Below are 22,280 nucleotides of genomic sequence, written 5' to 3' on the forward strand. Positions count from 1 at the left end.
CCCTCGCCCCGTTTCGGGGAGAGGGGTCGGGGGTGAGGGGCGGCAAGACCAAGCAGTTTGCGGACTCAAACTGGCGGCTGTTGTTTCGAGACGACCTCCTCATCCCCAGCCCTTCTCCCCCGCAAAGCCGGGGGAGAAGGGAGCCAGGGTAAGGATCGTCGGCCGCGTCGTTAGTACCCCAATGGCTTTCCTTGTTCGTAAAGTGATTGGATATCGTGGGGCGTGAGCGCAACGTCGAAGATCGCCAGTTCGTCGATCGCGCCGTTCAGGTTGCGGACGGCAAACCATGGTGAATCGCGAAGCGGTTGTCCCCAGTTTCCGATTTCGGCCGTTCCGATCCGCAGCGTCTGGACGTGGAATTGATCAACGATCGGTTCGCTGCTGACCTGCTCGCCATTGACGAATTGATTGACCTGTCTGCCCTGGGGGTCATAGACGGCCGCCAGATGCAGCCACTTGCCGCTCTTGGACACATCCCAGATCGGATCGGTGTAGTAGATCCGGTGCAACCGCGCATCCTCGGCCGGTCCCAGTCCGGATCCCGGCGTGTCGTCGACCATGATGGAAAACATCATCCGCCCGTCTTCGTGAATCTGCCAATGCGGTTCACCGTTTTCATAACCGTCGCCCATGAACAGCGAGTTGTAGCGATGTTCCAGGCTATCGATTCGGACCCAACACGCGAACGTGAACGCGGCAAACTCGCCGTCGATCCGAGTCCGCACCCGCGCCCCCGGACGGTCGAATTCCAAGCCGGTCGACGCAGGGCCGAATCGTCCGTCGGCGGGCGTGACGGGGCCGACCAGGATGCCGTCGCGCTGGCTTCCCGTGGCGGCGCGGTTGGGAATGAAACGGTCTGACTGCGACTGGGCGATCGGGTAATAAGCGATCAGCCGCGGATCCTCGCTCAACTGCTGCGAATGCGTTTTCCATTGTTGAAACTGTTGGGCTTGTGCGTCTTCGCGTCGACGTTGCAGGTCGCGGACCGTGCTGAGCCCTTCCAGCGATTCCGAATCGGATTGGGATCCCTTCAGCCATTGCCGCTGTCCGGTCACCAGGTGGTCGCCGTGATTTCGCCCGCCCCGCAGTTCGACTTCGCCGTCAATCACTTCGACACGCGCTCGGTCGGGCGACACCTCCACGGCGAATTCGGTGCCCAGGTCGATGATTTCCGAGTCCGCGGCTTTGACGATAAACCCGCGTGCCGCCGGTGGAACGCTCGCCCGCAGGCGGCCCCGGATCACGCGAACCGACCAGTCGGATTCGACATCCAACTCCGCCGGGCCGTCGACGATCAACGTCGCACCACAGAAAAAGTCGATCTCGGCGACGCCTGCATCAAACCGCAGCCGTCCGTTGGGCAACACGTCGCCTTCGCGGTACATGACCGATCCGTTTGACCAGCGCAGATCGACCGATCGACTCAGCGTCGCGTGGCCGGCGAGCAACGATTCGGCAGGCTCGTCGACTTGCTCGGGCTGAACGACTTGCTGGGGCCGGAGATCGACCGCGATCGGATCGCTGGGGTCATTGATGCGACCGAACCAATACGCGGCACCACTGGCCAACAATAAAATCGATGCCGCGATCGCCCACCGCTGCCACCCCCACGCCGCCGGATCGTCCAATCCGACGCCACGTGTCGGTGCGGATGTTCCCTGGGCCGGCGCCTCACGCGTCGACCGATCGCGATCCACCAACTCATCTGATTCGGCGGCGATTTCTGTCAGCGATTCGTACAGCCCGACCGATCGCAAGTATTCGATGCGGACATCTTCGTGTTGCTCCAGGGCATCCTGCAGCCGCTCGAAATCGTCGTCCGAAATTGTCTGATCGAGTGCTTGAAAAATCAGGTTGCGAAGATGGTCGTCCATCTCATCCCTCCTCCAGCAGCCGTAGTTGGACACAGTCCGCCAACCGTTTTCGCAACGCGTTGACCTTGCTGTACAACCGCCGCACCTTGATTCCGGTTTCCTCGGCAATCTTCGCGACCGACTCACCGGGGGCGTGAACGCTCAGGACCAAGCGGCGTTCCCTGTCCTCCAGTTCCTTCAGGCAGGCCTCGATCGCGTTCCGCTCGCGCTCGCGTTGACTCAGGTCACGCATCGCGGTCTGCGCCAATTGCTCGATCACACCTTCGCGGAACACCAAGCGGTCTCGGCCGCGGTCGCGTTGCCAGCTGAGCACCTTGTAGCGGGCGATCACGCAAGCCCAACGAATAAACTCCTCGGCCGCGTCTTCGGCAGTCTCGGGCGTGAACGATTCATATTTTTTCCAACACTCCAGCGCCGTCTCCTGCATCACGTCGTCCACGCCTTGGCCCGATGGCAGCAACGAGCGCGCGAATCGGCGAATCGATTGGTCGTGCCGCGCCAGCAAGCTGACGAATTCGCTATACCGCGCTTCACGCGCCGACGGCGTTGTTTGGTCTGCCGACGACGTCTCGGGATTAGGCTGTGCACTGGGGTTCATGCCCGTCATCTTCTTCGTGGGGAGGCAATCTCGCTGGACAACACCGCTTCGCTGGAAAGTACCCCACCCATCAAACGGCGTGGCCCATCCCTCCGGCGTCGCTATCGGCGCCAGAGGTTGGTCCCTGCTGGGGGGCCGCGCTTTGGCGAGCGTCGCAGGTCACAGTTTTGCTGTCCGTCTACGTTATTCCTCCAGTCTGGCGATTTACCGTCTGGGGTGTGCAGGTTTGTCAAGAAATGCCAACCTCGTCCCAGCAGGGGGCGTGGGGCGATTCGGTCATGGTTCGTAATGCGTTTTCATTACTTCCCCCCGGTTGTTCCGGACGTGGGCTAAATCGTTTCCCTCTCCTTTATTGCTGCGGCAAGCGTGGACCTGGGGTTACGCCCGGATTCACTGGGGCTTATCCGGTCCTACCTCAGGCTAAGTTGTAGATCGCCGTTGACGAACCGAGCGGAGTGATCATTGATGGCGCACGGAACAAAAGCAACTGAACCCATCAGTAATACAATCGACGTCCCGGGGGAGAGAATTACGATCGATTGCGCGATGCCCCCGTCGCCCCGTCCACGCGTTGGCGAGCGTCGCGAGGTCTTTTGAACGTTCTCCGGACTACAGCCCCGCCAGACGCGTTTCGGCGTCGCCGAAGGCGTCTTGGCGGACGCCCATCCGATCCATGATCGACAGGTACATGCTGCACAGTTTCCGGTCGGCATCGTCTTTGCCGACGTAATCCAGCACGCGGCCGGTTTCCAGCGTGCCGCCCAGTCCGCCGGTCAGCAGCACGGGGACCTTGCTGGAATCGTGGGCGTTGCCGGACCACATGCTGGAAATGAACAACAAACACGCGTTGTCCAGCACCGTGCCGCCGGCTTCGGGCATGGCGTCAAGCCGCTTGGCCAGGTAGGCGTACTGGCTGCAGTAGTACCGCGAAATACGCTCGTACGCGTCCGAAAGGTCATTGTGGGACGCCGAGTGGTGCGTGCTTTCGACGTCCAGGAAGGGATAGAACAATCCCGACAGATCGCGGTTCAGCAGCAGCGATGCGACACGTGATTTATCGCTCTGGAATCCGATCGCCACGATGTCGCACATCAGCCGCATGTGCTCACGAATGTCCTCCGGCAATCCGTCATCGGGTCGCTGCATTTCCGCGAGGGGTTTACCGCGGTCGCCGGCCCGCTGGCGTGCTTTCTCTCGCGCCGCCCGCATCGACGCCGCACGCTTTTCCACTTCGCGGACACTGCTCAAGTATTCGTCCAACTTCAATTGATCGCTCTTGCTGACCCGTCGACTCAACGACGCCGCTTCTTCACCGACACGATCCAAGATACTTTCGTCACGACGGTTGCCACGATTGTCGAACAGACTGTCAAAGGCCAGCGACGGGTACACTTCCATCGGCACCGGCGAGGTCTTGTTTTGCCACGAGATGTGCGAGCTGTAGGCCATCGAAAAATTGGTTTCGTGATAGCCCGTGACGGGTTGTTCGCACCCCAGCACCAAACTGGGGACGACCGTTTCCTGTTGGAAATGATTGGCCAGGACTTGGTCCATGCTGATGTCGCCACGCAGCTCGGATCCCTTTTGCAGGGGTGCCCCGGAAAGGATGTTGCCGGTCTGGCCGGGATGGATACCGACGTGCGTCGCGTTCTGATTGAACAGGCCGGTGATGAAGTTCATTTTCCCCTTGAGAGGCTCCATCGGCGCCAGGCTTTTGCCCAGTTCCATCGCGCTGCCGCTGCCCTTGGCCCACCAATGATCGCGATTGATGCCACATCCCATGAACACCGCCGCAAAACGTTTCGGTGCGGCGACCGGATCGTCCCCCACGACTGTCTCGGAGCCCCAGACGGGGATGGATTCCAGCCACGGCAGCGCCATCGTGACGCCGACGCCTCGCAACACCGTGCGACGGGACAAGGCAGGAGAGTGGGAGGTGGTGGAAGTTTTCATCGGATCGGAAGTGTTCAAGGTGGGATTGGCTACCGATCGGGTAGCGGAACTCGCCAAGAGTTTCGTTTCGGTGCGAGAGGGAAGCTGGGGGGAAGCCGAAAGCCTTGGCGGCTTCCGCTACGGTTGAAGTGTGGACGCCTAATTCACTCGGTCATAAATCTGCATTCACGCGTTTGTTTCCGAACGCCGGACTGGTGACGATCCTTTCGATCGCATTGCGGATGCGGAATCCTTCGACCGCAAGTGATTCATTCATTTCGGCGATCGCCGCCTCATCCGACAACTCTAACGAGCGTCCGAGGGCATAGGCGAGCAATTTGCGAGAAAAATGGTCGACAAAGTCGGCTTGTCGGGCGCGGCGGATGTAATCACGCAGCCCCTCAATTCCGTCTCCTTGGCTGTCGTCGGGGAACCGGACGTGGCTGTCAACTTTGCGTCCGCCGAGATCCGTTTCCCGCCGCTCACCGATCGGGCCGTAATGTTCGAACACCAACCCGAACGAATCGATTTTGTCATGGCAGGCGGCACAGCTGGGATCGGCACGGTGTCGCTGGAGCGCTTCACGCAGCGTCAGTTCGCCCAGCTGGGACTCGTCGCTGGGCAGCTCCGGCACGGTCGCCGGCGGGGCGGGAATGTGTTCGCCGAGCACGTGTTTGACCAACCAGTTGCCTCGTTGGACGGGACTGGTTCGCAGCCCCGGCGAGTTCTTCGTCAGGAACACCGCCATCGGCATCAACCCGCCACGGCCGAAACGATGCGCCCCGTCGACGCGTTTCCAGCCATCGTCAGACCAGTCGTCGCCGTTGCCATTCAACAGCTCTGTGGGGATCTGGTAGTGTTCGGCCAACCTCCGATCGACGAAGGTGTAATCGGCGTACAACAGATCGAGCAGCGAACCGTCGCGTCGCACGATGTCGGAGAACATCCGGATCGGTTCTTCATACATCGACTGGCGCAGAGCGTCGGTGAACTGGGGAAAGCGATTGCGATCGACGCCGTTGTGTTGTTGGAACTGTCGAAAGCTCAGCCAGCTGCCGACGAATTCATTGATGAATCCCTGGGCGCGTCGGTCGCTGAGCATGCGGGCGACCTGGGACTTCAACACGTCGTGCTGATGCAGTCGCCCCGAACCGGCCAGATCCAGCAGTTGCTGATCCGGCATGCTGGCCCAAAGAAAATAGCTCAACCGACTGGCAAGGGCGTAGCCGTCGAGCGGCTGGATGTCCTGGTCGGTTTCATCCTCGACGCGTTCCAGCGGAAGATCCAATCGGTAACAGAAATTGGGTGACATCAGGATCGCCACGACACATTCGCGGATCGCGTCCTCGTGATCGAGCCCGTCGACCTGACGTCGCTGTTGATAAAACGATCGAATGCTCTGCTGTTGTTCTTGCGTCAACGGACGGCGATAGGCTCGGCCGGCCAGTCGGACCACGGCGTCCAATTGCACGGGTTCCGATTCCAGTTTCAATTGTTCCAACTGCCGAAACGTTCGCGACATGTCTTCAAAATAGAATGCGATCGCCTCCAAGGCTTGCGGGTTGCCGCCGACGCGTTCCGCTTTCGACAGATACGCATCGGCAAGCGCACTGACTTTTTCCTCCGACGTACTGTCCTTGTCTTCGGCGCGAAAGCGATCGAATTGTGAATCACGCATGAAGCGAGAATCGGTGCGGTCGAACCAAATGAATCCGGCGTACTGACGCATCGGTGCCGAAGTCACAAAATCCAGCTCCAACCACAATCGATCCAACTCTTGCCGCTCGGCGTCGCTCAACACAAGTTCGTACAGCGGTCCGTCGTCGCGGAAGTATCCCATTTGGCTGTGGAATCCGGCGCTCAAGAAACGCCCCGTCCGCCCCTTTTCCTCTTTGGGGTCCAAGTAGACGCGAGCCCGCTCGGAGACGACAAACGTGTCGGGGAAAACCGAGCAAAACCGGTCCATCGCTTGTTCGAAGTGAGCTTGTTGAACGTCTTCGTCGGGAACGGTCATCGCAGCGGCTTCGGGTGAATCCGCCGGAAGCTCCAGTGCAGCGATCACCTTGCCCAGTTCGGAAACCTCGCCGGCAAAGCGTCTGCGGTTGGCGACGAATTGTCGGTTCTTCCACAGCACCAACGGCTGAGAGCCCTTGTGGACTTCGGGGGTCGTCAGGTTCTCGACTTTCGGAACCAATCGCTGACGCAGATTGACGATGAAGTCTTGCATTTGACCGCACTGCGTTTCGGCTTGCCGTGCGGCATCCGCTTCCTCTGCCGAGGGCAGCTTGCGCCACATGATCCGAAGCGTCGCCAAAGGACCGATCTCTGCCGTCTGGTCGGACGATTCATCGGCGTTGAGGACGTCCCATAGTGTTTGCATGTAGCGAATGCTCAGTCCCTGTTGGGCTGCAAATCGTTCCAACGACACCGGCGGATCGACCGCGGACGACTGCTGGTGTTGGAATTGCCAGAGGGCGAAAAAGAAATCGGCGTATTCCAAACGTTGGCGACGATAAAAGTCGATGATTCGGTTGACACAGAACTTGTCGCGATCGGTTTCGGTGATCACCGGATGGGGCGCAAACTCGATGCCCGTCGGCGTCAGCACCAGATGCTGGGAAAGATGCCGCGCCGCTTCCAGGTACTTTTTCAACAACGAAGGCGACATGGCCAACGATTCGCCCGAGTTGTCGAACCCTTCTTGGTTGGCCGGATCGATCGGGAACGAATTGGCCGGCTGCAGGTCGTGTCCCGTCAGATCTCGAATCGTGTAGTTGTATTCGGCGTTGCTCAACCGCCGCGCGAGCACGATTCCCGGATCACCGGCCCGCCGCTCGGACTCGTTGCGACGCACTTTGGCGATCCACTCGATGACACCCTTGCGAGCTTCGGGCGTCGGATGTGTTTCTGCATCGTCCGGTGGCATGTCACCCGCTTCCAGTCGGTCCATCACGACCATCCACTTCCGGAAATGGTCGATGACCGACGTGATATCACGGTCCGAATCCAGGTCCAAATCGCCTTCGGCCGTGTCGGCATTGTGACAGGACACGCAGTGGGTCTGTAGAAACGGACGGATCGTTCCGGAAAACGCGTGCTCAAGTTCATCGGCCCCCGAAGCGACCGATGCCGAACAGACTAGCGTGAGGGCAATAAGCAGAAATCGCATCGATCGGCGAGGAAATGGAAAGCAGGCGGGGGGAAGGCAGGCGGGAGCAACGAGCGGCTTGCAGGCGGGCGGGGCGCGGGGGTGCGAACCGACCGTCAACCGATCCTTTCGATGGGTTGAGGTCACCCTTTCGTTGCGTCCCCATTCTAACCCTTTCGGCTCTCATTCGGGATCCAGACTTTGCCCTGATCATCAAGTTTCTGTAAAACACCCCGGTCGCTGCGAAGCAGCGAGAGGCGACGGCCCGGAAGGGCCATCGTACCTGGGGCAGTGAGGATGTGCGGCGAAAGCCTGGACACCAGCGCACGTTGGTGTTTAGCCTTTAGGCGATTCCCCGGTCGCTGCGAAGCAGCGAGAGGCGACGGCCCGGAAGGGCCATCGTACCTGGAGCAGTGAGGATGTGCGGCGAAAGCCTGGACACCAGCGAGCCTGTCTTTTCTCTACTGAAGTGAACGTTGGAGTGCATGGATTGATGGTCGAATTCCCCAACGAGATTCTCCATCGACTGAAAACGACCGGCGTGGTCGCCGGGTTCTCGGTCGAAAACGTGGCGCATGCCGTTCCGCTGGCCAAGGCGTTGATCGCCGGTGGGATCACCGCGATCGAATTGACGCTTCGCACGCCCGCGGCGATGGCGGGGCTGATCGAAATTTGTGGCCAGGTCCCTGAAATGCTGGTCGGCGTCGGCACCATCCTGACTCCGGCGTCGGTCCGCGAAGTCAAAGCCGCGGGCGCGGATTTCGGAGTTGCTCCGGGCATGAATCCGCGTGTGATCCGGGCCGCCCAAGATATCGCGCTGCCGTTTGCGCCGGGGATCGCCACCCCATCGGACTTGGAAGCCGCCATCGAATTGGGCTGTCGCTTCGTCAAGTTCTTCCCGGCCGAAGCGATGGGAGGCGTCCGCTACCTGCGCAGCATGTCGGCCCCTTACAAACATCTGGGCATCCAGTATTTTCCGCTCGGCGGTTTGAACGCCGACAACATGTCGGAGTATTTGGCCGAGCCGAATGTTGCCGCGATCGGTGGTTCTTGGATCGTCAAACAGGAACTGGTCGAACGCGAGGACTGGGACGGGATCAGCGCCCGCGCGGCCGAGGTCATCGAGAAACTACAGCAGGATTGAGAACATGAATCAGGTCGTTGTGACGTTCGGAGAAATCATGGGGCGGTTGGCGGCGCCGGACCACTTGCGGCTGCGCCAGACGCGGCAACTGGACGTTACCTACGCCGGCGCCGAAGCCAGCGTCGCCGAATCGATCAGCAACCTGGGCGGTGTGGCACGCTACGTCACGGCGCTGCCCAAACACGCGTTGGCCGATGCGACGATCGATTCGATCCGTGCCCTCGGCGTCGATGTCCAACATGTCTTGCGAACCGACGAAGGCCGACTGGGGCTGTATTTTTTGGAAACCGGTGCCAACCAACGCCCCAGCAACGTCATCTATGACCGCGCCGATTCGGCGATCGCGATCACGCCGGCCGATCGCTATGACTGGGGGCCGATCTTTCAAGACGCCGGCTGGTTGCACCTGACCGGGATCACGCCGGCACTGTCGGCCAATGCCGCCGACGCGACGCTCCTTGCCGCGCAAAAAGCAAAGGCCGTCGGCGCGACGGTGTCGATCGATTTGAACTTTCGAAAAAAACTGTGGCGCTGGGACTCCGGCAAAGCGCCGCGTGATTTGGCCGAAGCGACCATGCGTGAAATTCTGCCCCACGTCGACGTGGTGATCGCCAACGAAGAAGATTGCCACGACGTGCTGGGGATCCGCGCCGGCCAGACCGATGTCCATGCGGGGGCACTGGACACGTCGCGTTATCCCGACGTGGCGCGGCAGGTTGTCAGCCAGTTTGCCAATGTCTCCAAAGTTGCCATCACGCTCCGCGAAAGCCTGTCGGCGACGCACAACAACTGGGGAGCGATGCTACTGGATGCCGCCGCCGACCAAGTCTGCTTTGCACCGCTGGATGCGGAGGGGAACTACCGGGCGTACGAAATCAAAAACATCGTCGACCGCGTCGGCGGCGGTGACTCCTTTGCCGCCGGGCTGATCTTTGCGCTGACGACGCCGGAGCTAGGTGAACCGGAGACGGCGCTAAAATTCGCCGTCGCCGCGTCGTGTCTGAAACATTCCATCAAAGGCGATTTCAATTATTCCACACGGAGCGAAGTCGAAGCGCTGATGGGCGGCGCCGCCTCCGGTCGCGTCGTCCGCTGACCGCCTGGATTCTGTCGCCCCAGGTCGTTCGGGACCTACGGAAACCTGGAGCGCAAAATGCCAGCGGGAAGCGTTAGCGAGCGGCCCCTGTGACGACGCTGACGGTAGAGAAGAGGCAGAATGATGCGGGGCAAAATGCCAGCGGAAAGCGTAACGACCTGTTGATCTAATCAGCCGTTTGGCGCGAGCCTACGGGCGATAGTGCATTTTCTTGGTATTGGAGGCCCGTACGCTTGCGCGAAACGGCTGATCCCACGTGTGATCGAATTAAATCAACAGGCCGGTAAGCGAGCGGCCCGTGTGACGAGGCTGACGGTATTAAAGAGGCGGAATGATAGAGACGATTGTGGATTGGCCAACTTTCCAATCGCGAGATAAGCTCTCTTAGAAGGGCCACCAACGCTCGGTCTTGGCCCAGTTCTTGGTCCTAATCCGGTGAGTCGATTCATGCAGTGCGACCCGTGCGGCGGCGAACTCATCGCCATCCCCAACCGTGAGTCTTTTCAGTGTTCGAACTGTCAGCGGTACGCGTTCGCTACGGAGCTTGACGACCCGGCCGCGCCGATTGAACTAACGGGCGACGGCGTCGGCGTGTGCTGTCCGAAATGCCAGGTTGGTCTCCAGTTCGCTGTCTTGCACGATCGCTGGCGTGTCTGCTTCTGTACCGCTTGTCGGGGTTATGTCATCGATAGCGGTTGCCTGGGGGTGATCGTTCACGAATTGCGAGCCCACTATCGCGGACCTGATGCCGATCCCGTGCCACTCAACCAAGACGAACTTGCGGAGCAACGAGACTGCCCGGCATGTGCGCAGCAAATGGAAACGCATCCATATTACGGTCCCGGCACGGCGGTCATTAATAGTTGCTCTGATTGCAAGGTGACCTGGATGGATCACCGTGAATTGGCATCGATCATCCGAACGCCGGGTTTCCGCCACCATCCTGATTCATCACTGATCCCGGTCAAGTTGAACCCTAACCCGAAAGAAATCCAAGACCGATCGGTGGAAACGGCGGGCAAGATCATTGTCCATGCGGCGACGGGATTCATCTTCTAGATGCGAGAAAAGTTTGGTGGCCGGCGCTACACGGCTTGTTCCAGTGCTTCTCCGCATGCATCGCACGCCTCTGCGTCGTTGTGTCGCGAAATCCGAGCGGCCAACGTAGACGCTCGATGGGACTGACCTCGACAGTCCATCTAAAAATCACGAAACGGGCCGCGCGGCTCCGAGGCATCCATTTGCGATTGCCACCGGTCAAAGCGCTGCTTCATGTTGCGGGCGACCTCGGGGAAACGCTCGGACAGGTCGGTCGATTCGCCGACGTCGTTTTGCAAGTCGTACAATTGACCGCGTTGATCATCCAACTGCAGCCATTTCCAGTTTCCGACGCGGGCGGCGCGGTGGCCGCGCCGCCGCCAAAACATCTCCGTCCGCGGTGAATCCTGAACGCCGCGCAGGGTCGGCCACCAATCGTATCCATCCAATTGGACTCCGTCGGGCGCTGGTGCTCCCGCGGCGGCCGCAAGACTTGGCAGGAGTTCTAGCGACGTCAGAAACTGGTCGTTGGTCGCACCCGCCGGAACGCCGCCATCGGGCCAACGGACCAGACAGGGAACGCGAAGGCCGCCTTCCCACATCGTCGCCTTCCGGCCTTTGAGTGGCGCGTTGTCCGCGCCGCCGCTGCCCCCGTTGTCGCTGAAGAAGATCACGATCGTGTTGTCGAGACACTGCTTTTGTTGCAACCGGTCCAACAGCTTTCCGATCGACGCGTCCATGCACGTCACCGCCGCACGGTAATCGCGCCGGCGGGCCTCCGGCGTCGTCACCGTCGCCTTGGATGCGTAACGATGCTTGTCGGTCGTGCGATACTCGACGTCGACATTCGGATACAGCTCTTTAAACTCATCCGGTGCCTGAACCGAGCTGCGGATCGCGGGCTCCAGGGCCGACGAATTGTGCGGGGCGTTGAAGGGGAGATACAGAAAGAACGGCTCTTTGCCCGCCCATTGATCGAGAAACCGCAACGCTTCACGTTCGAATAGATACGTGCAATAGGTCCCCTTGTCCTCGACCGTCGGTGACTCGTTACGGAACATGCTGGGCACCCCGTATCGCTCGTGTGTGTAGTAGTCGATTCCGGTGTTGACGAAGCCATAAAAGTCGTCGAAGCCGCGCGAGGTCGGCAGAAAACGCTTCAAGCTGCCCAGATCCCATTTGCCGTAGATCGCGGTTCGGTAGCCCGATTGCTTCAACACGTCGGCGATCGTGATCTCTCGCACGTCCATCCCACCGATGCGTTCGAACGTGACCGCGTATTCTTCCGCGTTGTAGCGATAGCCGTAGTCGGGGGCTTCGTTGCGGATCATGTCATAGATCCCGTTTCGCTGCGGATAGCGACCGGTCAGCAAGCCGGACCGGGACGGTGTGCACGCCGGCCAGGTGACATAAAAATTCGTCAACCGGGTCCCTTCGCCTGCGATCCGATCCAGATTGGGCGTGAGGATGCCGTTGCCGAGCAATCCGAGGTCGTTGTAGCCCTGGTCATCGGAGACGATCAGCAAGACGTTCGGACGTGCCGCCGCCGAAAGGTTGCACAACAGAAAGCCGAGCAGGAGCGTAAGTGAGAGACGTATCATCGTGCCGTGATGGTTGGTGGGAAGGTGGAGGGAGTCGAGCAGCATGGCGTGCGAGATTCACGCGAGCATGAAGAACCCGCCGCGTGAATGGACGATTCTACCGCCGGCGCCGTTTGATTTCGTGGGCGTCCAGAGCAATTGTCACCATTGCTCCGCGAACGATTATGAAAATCGTTCCACAATCGGCCGCCGTCTCGCGGACAGTCGCCGTCCTCTCCGAGGTCGGCGCGGGGGAAAGCTTCGCTTTTACGGGGGCCGAGTTCGGAGAACACGGCGACTGTAGCAACACGTCGGCAACCGGAAAATTGAGTTGTGGTCGACGACTACGAAAGAATGTCTTTGATCACATGGCCGTGAACATCGGTCAAACGACGCTCGATGCCGTTGTGGTAATAGGTCAACCGCGTGTGATCGATGCCCAGCAAGTGCAGCGCGGTGGCGTGTAGATCATAGCTGTAGGTCGGCGACTGGATCGCTTTGAAGCCGAGTTCGTCGGTCGCCCCATAGCCGACGCCGCCCTTGATACCACCCCCGGCCATCCATGCCGTGAAGGCGCCGGCGTTGTGATCGCGTCCGAACCCCTTTCCCTGGGAAGCCGGTTGTCGCCCGAATTCGGTCGTGCAAATCACCAGCGTTTCGTCCAGCATGCCCTGCTGTTTTAGATCCTTTAGAAGCGCCGAGGCGCCGCCGTCCAGCACCGCGCCCCAATACCCATGGTCGCGCGGCAGGTCTTCGTGGCTGTCCCAATTGGGACGGATCTTTTTGGCCGTCGTGTTTTCCGCCCCGCAGTAAACTTGCACAAACCGCACGCCGCGTTGGACCAGACGTCGCGCCAATAAGCATTGCTTGCCGAACGGGCCGATCTCGGGATGTTCGGTCTGATAGAGCTCTCGAATCGATGGCGTCTCCTGGCTCAAATCCGTGGCTTCGGGGGCACTCAGTTGTAATCGCGCCGCCATCTCATAGGCTTTGATCCGGGCTTCCAGCTGCGTGTTGGCCGAGCGTGTTTGGAGGTGGATCTGGTTGAGTCGTTGCAAGAAGTCCAACCCCGCACGATCCGACGGTGGCGTCACTTCGACGAATCCCCGCGGGGGAAACAGATCCGCGATGGGGTGTTGCGGATCGGTCGTGTCGAGCGTCGTGGCCTGGAATTGAGCCGGCAGGAACCCGGCACCCCAATTGATGATCCCACCGGGCGGCAAGCCGCGTGGATCGGGCAACACCACAAACGCGGGCAAATCGTCGGCTTCGCTGCCCAGTCCATACGTCACCCAGGATCCCATGCTGGGAAACCCCGGCAGCGTGAATCCCGTATTCATCATGAAACAGGCCGGCCCATGCAGCGCCGTCTTGCTGTGCATCGAGTACAGGAAGGCCATGTCGTCGATACAGGTCGCCAATCGCGGAAACAGATCACTGATCCACAGACCGGATTGGCCGTGGCGGCGAAATTTCCAGTGGCTGCCGCGGCAGTTGCCCGGTTTGGATGCGAAGAACTGCAAGGTCCCGTCGGAGTCGAACGGGGTTCCGTCGCGACGCGCCAGTTCCGGCTTGTAGTCGAACGTGTCGACTTGACTCAGCCCGCCGGGACAAAAGATCTGGATGACACGTTTCGCTTTGGCCGTATGATGCAACCCGGCATGACCTTCACCGGCAAGCATCGCGGACAGCGCCAACGAGCCGAATCCGCCGGCGGCCGAGCGCAGGAAGTCACGTCGCGATGCTTGCGCGGCAACGGGATGGCGGTGACGATGTTCGTTAATCGACATACACAAACTCGTTCAGATTGAACAGCGAGCGGCACAGCGCGAACAGACTTTCTCGCCGGACGAATTCGCCAGCCAAATCGGCTTCCCGCGACGAAGGCGACCTTGCCAGGGCAAGCCTGAACGCTCGCTCGACTTGCTGTGACACATCAGCACCGGCTGCACATTCAATTCGCCGGGCGAAGTATCGCGCTTGTCGAAGCATGAAATCGTTGTTGTAAAGCGCCAGTGATTGAAGCGGCGTTGTGGTCGTGATCCGCTTGGGCGTCATGTTGGCCGGGTCCGGGCAATCCAAGGTCGTCAGAAACCGGTCCGGTGTCGTTCGCACGATGAAGCGATAGATGCTGCGACGCCACAGCGACGCATCGTCGGCGGGCTTGTAGGTGTAGATCGGGGCGTAGGCGTCTTGATAGTCAAAGTCTTCGAATCCCGGGCCGCCGCGACGAAGGTTCAAGTTTCCGCTGGCGAACAAGACCGCATCGCGAATCAGCTCCGCCTCCAGCCGTCTGGGATTCTGTCGCCACAACAGCCGATTGTCGGTATCGATTCGCAGCGCCGCCGCGTGCCCTTCGCTGACCGGTTTGCTTACCCGGCTGGATTGTCGATACGTCCGACTGGTCACGATCAATCGGTGCATCGCCTTGAGCGACCAATCCCGACGGACCAGTTCCTCGGCCAGCCAATCCAGCAATTCGGGATGCGAGGGGCGAGAGCCTCCGAAGCCGAAGTCGCTGGGCGTGTCGACCAGGCCATCACCGAAATGCCAGTGCCAAAGTCGATTGACGATCACCCGCCGAGTCAGCGGGTTGTGAGGGTTGGTGATCCACCGCGCCAGTGCGGCGCGCCGCTGGCCGTCATCGGTTTTGGCCGTGCCCAGTTTCGGATCCAGCATCGCCAAGGCGGACACGGCGGCCGGAGCCAGAGCATCACCGCTGGGAGATTCCGGATCGCCGCGCGACAGCAATCGCACCTCCGGCATCTCCCCAGCGGCAATGACGCCGTAAAAACGCGGCGGCGGCCCTAGGGTGTCAAGTTCCGCCGTCACCGCCTTGCGTGCCGAATGGAGCGTCGCGATCTGTCGCGCCAACTGATCGTCGCGCTCGGGCGGGGTTTGCAAACGGATCCGCGGGTCGCCGAACCCGATTTGGTCGTGGCTGAACCCGTTGCCGCCGTCGGTGGCGACCAGCGTCAAAAAACGCACCGACCGATCAAGTTTCAAATCGATTTCTTGCAGCCCGTCGTCACGTCCGAGGTTTCGAAATTCCGCCAGCTTCTGACCGTCGGCAAAGACCCAGGCGTCGGCGTGATGGGAACCCGCTGCGCCGAAGTACCCCAACCGCGCGGTAAACCGAAGCGGGGCAGACGCTGCTTGCCCAGGCGTGTCGTTCGCACCCGACAAACGTCTGCGGATCGCGGCGACGTCAAACGTGATCCCTGCGTTGGCGTGCAATCCCAACAGGCTGCGTCCGTCCTGGGTAAAGTCGATTCCGTCCAGGGCCGGTGAATGTTGGCTGGCGACCGGACCGTTGCGGATCATGTCCCACGCGTTGCCCGATGTGCCGGGCAAGCCGCGGATCGTCACGCCGGTCGAACTGACCGGGATCTCCGCGCGTCCCCCGTCGCCATCGGGGATGAATACGCCATCGACGAATTCAAATTCCGATTCGGAAAACCGGTTGGTCACGACGTTGCCGAGTTTTCCGAAGTCGCGCGTCTGAACCTTTGCCGTGCGGGGATCGATGCCTTGGCGAAACACGCCGGTCATCGATCCATTGCCGCCTCCGACGATGTCTGCCAGATCGATCCCGTCGCCTTCCAGGCGTCGGAGCTGAAAATCGATCTCGTTACGACGCGCGATCATTCGTTGTTTCTGCGTTTCATATTCCTGTAGCGACGATTCGCTGACCAGGCGCTCTTCCCTTTGCAAACCGGCGAAGACGGATTGAAGTTGGTAGTACTCGCGCTGGGAGATCGGATCGAGTTTGTGATCATGACAGCGGGCGCAGTTCACGGTCAACGCCATCGTGGTGGCCATGACCTGGGTGGACATGTCGTCCAGATCCAGCGCCCGGGCAGACCGCCGCAGTTGGGCGCTTTTGGTTTCCACGTGACCGACGTAGTCCCAGGGGCCGGCCGAAAGGAAACCGGTGGCGATGACGGACGGATCGTGGTCGGGCCACAAGACGTCACCGGCGATCTGTTCTTGCAGGAACCGGTCGTACGGCTTGTCGTCGTTGAACGATTCGATCACGTAGTCACGATAACGCCACGCCGTGTCGCGGCGCATGTCGCGTTCAAACCCGTGCGTGTCGGCGTAGTGTGCCAGGTCCAGCCAGTGTCGTGCGTAACGCTCGCCGTAATGCGGCGACGCCAACAACCGGTCGACCAATTTTTCATAGGCCTGGGGATCGGGATCGTTGACGAACGCATCCACCTCTTCCGGCGTCGGCGGCAATCCGACCAAATCAAAGCTGACACGGCGAATCAACGTGCGGCGGTCGGCCGGTGGGCTCATCCGAAGTTCGTGTTCGGCAAGCTTGGCGCGAATGAAACCGTCGATGGTCGAGGGCGTTTTCGGTGAGCTTTCGTGAGGGACATCGATCGGCTGGAAAGCCCACCAGGACGCATCCGCCATCGACCGTTCTCTGACGACCACATCGCCCGGCCATGTCGCTCCTTGGGCGATCCAACGGCCCAGCAGCGCGACGTCGCCCGCGCCCAGCGGGGCCGCGTCCTTGGGCATCGCGGCCGGCGAATCGTCCTGTGGTGTGACCAATTCCAGCAGACCACTCGTCTCCGGGTCGCCCGGGATCACGTAATCGCCCGACCGCAGGTCGTCGATCGTCTCCAACGAAATCCCGCCCTCGTTGTTTTCCGGCGAGTGACAGCGGACACAGTGCTGTTGCAGGATCGGCGCGATCTGCGATGCAAAGTCGACCGACGAATCGGCGGCCTGGAGTGGACAGCAGATCGCCAGCATTAAGACGACGCTGAGGACGGCGGGTGAAGGCGGGAGGGACATGCGCATCAAGTTGAGACGTGGAACTGATCGAACCCGCGAAGTCACCCTCGCTTTCAGGGCATTGGTGTCTACACAAATCGGTCCGTAATTGAGGGCATGGCTCCCTTCTCCCCCACAAAGCCGGGGGAGAAGGGAGCCATTGTAAGTTGTGTAGGCATCAACACTTCCGGGGACGATTCGGCTCAACTTGATGCGTATGGGAGGGGCATCCGGTGGGGCGTGCGTGCATTGGGGGAAAAAGATTCTGGGGCAGGATGATGATGGGGACTCCCACTCAGGGGACTCCCACTCAGGGGACTCCCACTCAGCAGCGCAATTTTCTTACCTCCAAAATTTTCCTACCCCCACCGCTCGACGCTCCGTCGGCTCACAGCGGCCGGACGACCGAGGTGCTGCGGTAGTAATCCATCAGCGTTTCGACCGACAGCACGCCGCCGCCCATGCCGCTCAGGTTCACACCGCCGTAGGGGACACCGTGGGCGAACACGTTGTGGGCGTTGATCCAACTGTTGCCGGCGATCATCGATTCGGCGACACGCGCCGCGCGAGTCAGGTCCGTCGTCCACACGCTGTTGGCGAGCCCGTAATTGGTATGGTTGGCCATCTCGATGGCTTCGCTTTCGGTTTTGAACGGTGCCAAATACGCGACCGGTCCGAAGATCTCTTCTTGCGCCGCGGTGTTGTCCAGCGATCCGGCCAGCAATGCCGGTTTGACGAAATGCCCGCTGTATCCTTCGACTTCGGCGGCACCACCGGCCAGCAAACACTGGGCGCCTTCGGCTTGCCCTTTTTCCAAGTAGCCGAGCACACGCTCGCGTTGCTTGGCGTTGACGACCGGTCCCATCTGGGTTTGCCCATCGAGCTGGTAACCGATTTTGACTTGGGAGAGCTGATCGACGCATTGATTGACAAAGTCATCATAGATGTCTTGATGGACCAACCAACGCGTCGCATCACAGCAGACCTGTCCGGTGTGGAACGTAATCGCACCGGCCAGCTTCTGTGCGGTCTGGGCCACATCGACGTCGTCAAACACCACCGCGGCGCCCTTGCCACCGAGTTCCAATTTGACCGGGACCAGGTTGCGTCCACAGGCTTCGCCGACCAGCCGCCCGACTTCGGGAGAACCGGTGAACGACATGCGTTTGATCCGCGGGTTGGCCGAGAGCGCCGCGCCGACGGTTGCTCCGCCGCCGGTGACCACGTTGATCACGCCGTCGGGGATGCCGACTTCTTTCGCCAGTTCGGCCAGATAGATCGCCGACAGCGGAGTGTCTTCGGCCGGTTTGATCACCACGGTGTTGCCGGCCGCCAATGCGGGAGCGATTCCCCAGCCGATCAACAGGAACGGGAAATTCCAAGGGAAGATAAACGCGCACGCACCCCAGGGTTGCCGCACGGTCCAGGCCTCGTGGCCTTTGACGGCCAGCGTGGTGCGGTGGTTGATGTGCTGGGCCATGTCGGCGAAGTAGCGGATCGTGTCGACGAAGTTTCGCACATCGCCTTGCGCCTGTGATTGGACCTTGCCCGCGTCCATGGCTTCGATCTGGCCGATAATGGGAATCCGTTTCTCGACCGCATCGGCCAACCGGTGCAACAGCGCAGCCCGCTCGTTGACCGGCATGGTCGCCCAGGCGGTTTTTTTGAACGCGGTTTCGGCGATGCCAACGGCCTGGTCCACTTGATCGGCGGTCAACTCCACGACTTCGGCCAACGTTTCGCCGCTGCCGGGATCGGTGGTCGCGATGCTGCTGTCATTCTCCGAGCCCATGGTTTTGCCGCCGACGAAACTGGCCAAGCGGCCACGCTGCAAAAACGCATCGACTTCGGGCAATAGCGAGGGTTTCACAACAGTGCTCATCGGGGGCCTCTTTCCGGCAGGAAGATTTCGAAACGAAGGTAGGTAAAGCGTGAGGTTCTTGAGACGGCATCCATCCGCCTTGGCAACGGGAGATCAACGTCAAGTCATGCATGTTAACACGTCGATCAGTGCGGCGGGGAATGTTCGCATGGATCACCGCTAGGACCTCTTCGCAGCGTGTCTTGCGATTTCGGCGTTTTCGATTCCGCTGCTACTCTCTTGGGATCAGCCGTTTGGCGCCAGCCTACGGGCCCCATCGACGTTTGGGGCCCGAACGCTTGCGCGATTCGGCTGATGTCAGCCGTATTTCATCGCCCCATGGCTGCTGTGAGTCGACCGTCCGACGCGGAATGATTTCACTGGCATAGCGAACCACCGCAAAATCCCGATTTTGCGCCGCCCCGGCCGCACCACGGGTTGACCGGCCGCGTGTGGCGAGAGCCACCGTTGCAGTGCGTTCCCCGGCGGAGCCATGGAACGAGTTGGCGAACTCTGACGCGATGGCGGGCGTCGTGGCGGTGACGTTTTTTGACTCATCGGCAAAATCTGCCTGTCGTTAACGGCTTTCAAGTCGTCGCCAGCCGCCCTGCAAGGGTGAACTGCTTGACAATGCCGGGTCGGTGATCGACGATCATAAGTGTTCAGGATGGCGTCAGCGCTACCCCAGGTAGGCAGTCGCCGTCTCCCTTTGTTGTTTTTCACTCCCGTTGCCGAATCATTTCAATTTGATCATGACACGCAAACTCTCTCTCACTCTGTTCGGTCTGTTGTTCGCCTCCGCCATTTCGTTCACCGGCTGTGGTGGTGGTGGTGAAGCAGAATTTACCCCCAGCGAAGCCCCGACCGCAGAGGAAGAGGCCGAGGCCGATGCCTATGAAAAGGCCATGATGGAAGCAGAACAGGAAACGGCTTCCCAGCGATAAGCCCAGACAGCTAGATTCTCTTTGCCAGGGTCATCTTTTCACCGGTCAACGACCCTGGCAATCGGACGACAGATCACGCATGCGTGGAAGCCTGATCTCATTTTGGGGGTCAAACGCTCCACGCGTCACCGGCCCTCATTGCGGGACGGGGTTCCGGCCTGCGATCTCACATCGGGCTGCCGGCCGGCTTCTCCCACACGCTTACCTCGTGCGGGCTCCCAGCGCGTCGTCGATCCGCTCGACCTCGATGCCCACGGCTGGTCGACATCGCCGATCGGCTCTGCATGGCGTCTCCACTGTCAGTCGGTCTCTCCACTGTCAGTCTGCGACCATTCGTCGCGGGGCCCGCTCGCGCCGCGTGCTCAGCCATCCAACGGATGGGGGGATTGCGGTGCTTCAAATTCCCTAAAATCCCCTCAATTTGACGGCGGTTTGTTGGCAGGTGGGCCGCGTTATCGCGTGGCGTTTGTTGATCGTGGCTGACTTGGCGGCGGGCTATCGTCGCGGATCCCCCCCTAAAAGTTCACCGTAAGGGGGAGAATGTGGTTGAATCTGGGATTCAGCTGCCATAAACTCCGAAGCTGCGATCCGAAGTTGTCCGATGGGGGTTATGCCCGCTCGGGCGCCCACGTGGGCTCAGTTCGCTGCCCGGTGCGACGGGTCAATGTCGCAGATCTTTTCCTATTTTTCTGGAGTTTTTCATGATTAAAAGCCGTGATCGGCGGGCTGGATTTACGCTCGTCGAACTTTTGGTGGTGATCGCCATCATTGGAATCCTGGTCGGCTTGTTGTTGCCGGCCGTGCAGGCGGCTCGCGAGGCGGCTCGCCGGATGAGTTGCAGTAATAACTTCAAGCAAATCGGCTTGGGACTGCACAACTATCACTCGACGTACAAGAACCTGCCGATGAACGCCGGTGGGACGTACAACACGGGTATTCCCAATAGCGGAAACCTTCACAACGACCACTGGTTGAGTTGGATGGTTGGGGTGTTGCCCTTTATCGAGCAGCAAGGCTTGTGGCAACAGATCTCCAATCCCTTCAACCGGGACCGCGCCGGCAACCCGATCACGCCGATCTTTGCACCGATGGGGCCGCGGCCGTGGAACGAGAACTATCAGCCCTGGCTGACTCAGGTTCCCAGCTATCGTTGCCCGAGTGACCCGACGCAACCGGTTTCCAACCGCGTCGCGTTCACCAACTACTCGGCCTGTATCGGGGACGCGATTTTCGAGCAGCAGCACAGTGGTGTGCAAAGCAATGGTCAACCCAGTACCAGTGGAACCTGGGGTGATGAAGCGGTATCACGCTGGGCTCGCGGTGTCTTCCGCGCCCGTCACTTCACCAAGTTCCGTGACATCAAAGATGGTCTTTCCAACACCATCATGTGTGGCGAGAACGTCGTTGGTGACCGAACCAACTTGGCCAAGGGCACGTTGATCGTTCGTCAAAACGATGTTTGGGACTTGCCGCCCAACCAGGGCCTCCAGTTCATGGATCCCGAGCGTCCGCAGTACGTCAACACCGACACCTCCACCGGTGGTCTTCCGCCTTGTACCGGTTGCTGCGGTAGCGGCATGGGACCGAACCCCTGCTTCGATCAGTCGGCCAACCACCAGCGTGGTCGTCGCTGGTCCGATGGTCGTCCGATGTTTAGCGTGTTCACGACGATCAGTCCGCCGAACAGCTATAACTTGCAGCGATGGCACGGTGGCGGTGGTGTCATGTGTGCTTCCAGCTTCCACCAAGGTGGTGCCCACGTCTTGATGGCTGACGGTGCGGTGGTCTTCATCACCGATTCGATCGAATCGGGTGACCAAGGACACGTGCCGATCGGTCGTGACAACGGCGACGGTCGTGGTGCCGATGGTGGTGCGGGACGCGAAAGCCCCTACGGTCTGTGGGGAGCTCTCGGTACCAAGGCCAGCGCCGAAACGATCGAAGAGCAGTTGAACCAGTAAGCGGTTATCAGCTTCTGCGTGAAAACGAATGTGGCGGGCGTGGTCAATCGACCACGCCCGCTTTTTTTGTGGAGAGAACTTATCGATGTGTTAGCCCGCGGCGCGAGAGTTCGTGCGGTTTTTGGAAGAAACCCTCCTGGCAGGAGGGGCGAGCGCAGCGAGGGGCATTGGCGCCAAGTTAAGGCGGGGAACTATCGAATACGCGACGTCACCTTCCCTTCCAGCGCGTTGGTGTCGACAGAAATCGGTCCGCAATTTAGAGCATGGCTCCCTTCTCCCCCACAAAGCCGGGGGAGAAGGGAGCCATTGTACGTTG

Annotated in this window: 13 protein-coding genes; 5 read left to right on the top strand and 8 right to left on the bottom strand. The window is 60.4% G+C overall.

All coding sequences use genetic code 11. The features are described 5' to 3' along the window. Nucleotides 1-170 precede the first annotated feature (170 nt). The 4 genes from Mal15_RS07595 to Mal15_RS07610 all read right to left on the bottom strand — a co-directional run bounded on the left by Mal15_RS07595 (nucleotide 171) and on the right by Mal15_RS07610 (nucleotide 7,573). On the bottom strand, nucleotides 171-1,874 hold the full coding sequence (locus Mal15_RS07595) for a LamG-like jellyroll fold domain-containing protein (RefSeq protein WP_147867204.1): 1,704 nt from the start codon (nucleotides 1,872-1,874) through the stop codon (nucleotides 171-173). 1 nt (nucleotide 1,875) lies between these two features. Next, the gene (locus Mal15_RS07600) at nucleotides 1,876-2,472 is read right to left on the bottom strand and encodes a sigma-70 family RNA polymerase sigma factor (protein WP_147867205.1); all 597 of its coding nucleotides are present in this window, start codon (nucleotides 2,470-2,472) and stop codon (nucleotides 1,876-1,878) included. Between the two features lie 609 nt (nucleotides 2,473-3,081). After that, nucleotides 3,082-4,425 (bottom strand): DUF1552 domain-containing protein, encoded by a 1,344-nt coding sequence (locus Mal15_RS07605; protein ID WP_147867206.1) that lies wholly within the window; start codon nucleotides 4,423-4,425, stop codon nucleotides 3,082-3,084. 151 nt (nucleotides 4,426-4,576) lie between these two features. Then, nucleotides 4,577-7,573, bottom strand: a complete 2,997-nt coding sequence (locus Mal15_RS07610) for a DUF1592 domain-containing protein (protein WP_147867207.1) — start codon at nucleotides 7,571-7,573, stop codon at nucleotides 4,577-4,579. 472 nt (nucleotides 7,574-8,045) lie between these two features. Between Mal15_RS07610 and eda the strand changes: the two genes are divergently transcribed. The 3 genes from eda (at nucleotide 8,046) to Mal15_RS07625 (ending at nucleotide 10,851) form a co-directional block, all read left to right on the top strand. Beyond that, entirely contained in the window at nucleotides 8,046-8,696 is a 651-nt protein-coding gene (eda, locus tag Mal15_RS07615) for a bifunctional 4-hydroxy-2-oxoglutarate aldolase/2-dehydro-3-deoxy-phosphogluconate aldolase (protein WP_147867208.1), read from the top strand. A gap of 4 nt (nucleotides 8,697-8,700) precedes the next feature. Further along, nucleotides 8,701-9,792 (top strand): sugar kinase, encoded by a 1,092-nt coding sequence (locus Mal15_RS07620; protein WP_147867209.1) that lies wholly within the window; start codon nucleotides 8,701-8,703, stop codon nucleotides 9,790-9,792. 633 nt (nucleotides 9,793-10,425) lie between these two features. After that, nucleotides 10,426-10,851 carry a hypothetical protein gene (locus Mal15_RS07625; RefSeq protein WP_147867210.1) on the top strand — a complete coding sequence of 142 codons (426 nt, stop codon included), beginning with the start codon at nucleotides 10,426-10,428 and terminating at the stop codon, nucleotides 10,849-10,851. Between the two features lie 140 nt (nucleotides 10,852-10,991). On the opposite strand, the gene Mal15_RS07630 is transcribed toward Mal15_RS07625, so the two are convergent. From Mal15_RS07630 to Mal15_RS07645, 4 genes are all read right to left on the bottom strand, one after another. After that, entirely contained in the window at nucleotides 10,992-12,431 is a 1,440-nt protein-coding gene (locus Mal15_RS07630) for a sulfatase-like hydrolase/transferase (protein WP_147867211.1), read from the bottom strand. Between the two features lie 323 nt (nucleotides 12,432-12,754). After that, on the bottom strand, nucleotides 12,755-14,200 hold the full coding sequence (locus tag Mal15_RS07635) for a DUF1501 domain-containing protein (RefSeq protein WP_147867212.1): 1,446 nt from the start codon (nucleotides 14,198-14,200) through the stop codon (nucleotides 12,755-12,757). Beyond that, the gene (locus Mal15_RS07640) at nucleotides 14,190-17,219 is read right to left on the bottom strand and encodes a DUF1553 domain-containing protein (protein ID WP_167546669.1); all 3,030 of its coding nucleotides are present in this window, start codon (nucleotides 17,217-17,219) and stop codon (nucleotides 14,190-14,192) included. Before Mal15_RS07640 ends, Mal15_RS07635 begins: the two co-directional genes overlap by 11 nt. 367 nt (nucleotides 17,220-17,586) lie before the next feature. Then, nucleotides 17,587-19,080 (bottom strand): aldehyde dehydrogenase family protein, encoded by a 1,494-nt coding sequence (locus Mal15_RS07645; RefSeq protein WP_147867214.1) that lies wholly within the window; start codon nucleotides 19,078-19,080, stop codon nucleotides 17,587-17,589. A gap of 731 nt (nucleotides 19,081-19,811) precedes the next feature. Here Mal15_RS07645 and Mal15_RS07650 point away from each other — a divergent pair. Both Mal15_RS07650 and Mal15_RS07655 read left to right on the top strand, forming a co-directional pair. After that, complete coding sequence (locus tag Mal15_RS07650) at nucleotides 19,812-20,003, top strand: hypothetical protein (protein ID WP_147867215.1); 192 nt, start codon at nucleotides 19,812-19,814, stop codon at nucleotides 20,001-20,003. A 701-nt stretch (nucleotides 20,004-20,704) separates the two neighbouring features. After that, nucleotides 20,705-21,964, top strand: a complete 1,260-nt coding sequence (locus tag Mal15_RS07655; RefSeq protein ID WP_167546670.1) for a DUF1559 domain-containing protein — start codon at nucleotides 20,705-20,707, stop codon at nucleotides 21,962-21,964. Nucleotides 21,965-22,280: the final 316 nt, after the last annotated feature.

It is taken from the genome of Stieleria maiorica, from assembly GCF_008035925.1.
Lineage (GTDB): Bacteria > Planctomycetota > Planctomycetia > Pirellulales > Pirellulaceae > Stieleria > Stieleria maiorica.

Bases quoted from the DNA above. Each gene is read 5' to 3' on its own strand.
- Mal15_RS07610 (WP_147867207.1), bottom strand. From the start codon at position 7,573: ATGCGATTTCTGCTTATTGCCCTCACGCTAGTCTGTTCGGCATCGGTC.
- Mal15_RS07595 (WP_147867204.1), bottom strand. From the start codon at position 1,874: ATGGACGACCATCTTCGCAACCTGATTTTTCAAGCACTCGATCAGACA.
- Mal15_RS07645 (WP_147867214.1), bottom strand. From the start codon at position 19,080: ATGAGCACTGTTGTGAAACCCTCGCTATTGCCCGAAGTCGATGCGTTT.
- Mal15_RS07640 (WP_167546669.1), bottom strand. From the start codon at position 17,219: ATGTCCCTCCCGCCTTCACCCGCCGTCCTCAGCGTCGTCTTAATGCTG.
- eda (WP_147867208.1), top strand. From the start codon at position 8,046: ATGGTCGAATTCCCCAACGAGATTCTCCATCGACTGAAAACGACCGGC.
- Mal15_RS07650 (WP_147867215.1), top strand. From the start codon at position 19,812: ATGACACGCAAACTCTCTCTCACTCTGTTCGGTCTGTTGTTCGCCTCC.
- Mal15_RS07600 (WP_147867205.1), bottom strand. From the start codon at position 2,472: ATGAACCCCAGTGCACAGCCTAATCCCGAGACGTCGTCGGCAGACCAA.
- Mal15_RS07605 (WP_147867206.1), bottom strand. From the start codon at position 4,425: ATGAAAACTTCCACCACCTCCCACTCTCCTGCCTTGTCCCGTCGCACG.
- Mal15_RS07635 (WP_147867212.1), bottom strand. From the start codon at position 14,200: ATGTCGATTAACGAACATCGTCACCGCCATCCCGTTGCCGCGCAAGCA.
- Mal15_RS07655 (WP_167546670.1), top strand. From the start codon at position 20,705: ATGATTAAAAGCCGTGATCGGCGGGCTGGATTTACGCTCGTCGAACTT.
- Mal15_RS07630 (WP_147867211.1), bottom strand. From the start codon at position 12,431: ATGATACGTCTCTCACTTACGCTCCTGCTCGGCTTTCTGTTGTGCAAC.
- Mal15_RS07620 (WP_147867209.1), top strand. From the start codon at position 8,701: ATGAATCAGGTCGTTGTGACGTTCGGAGAAATCATGGGGCGGTTGGCG.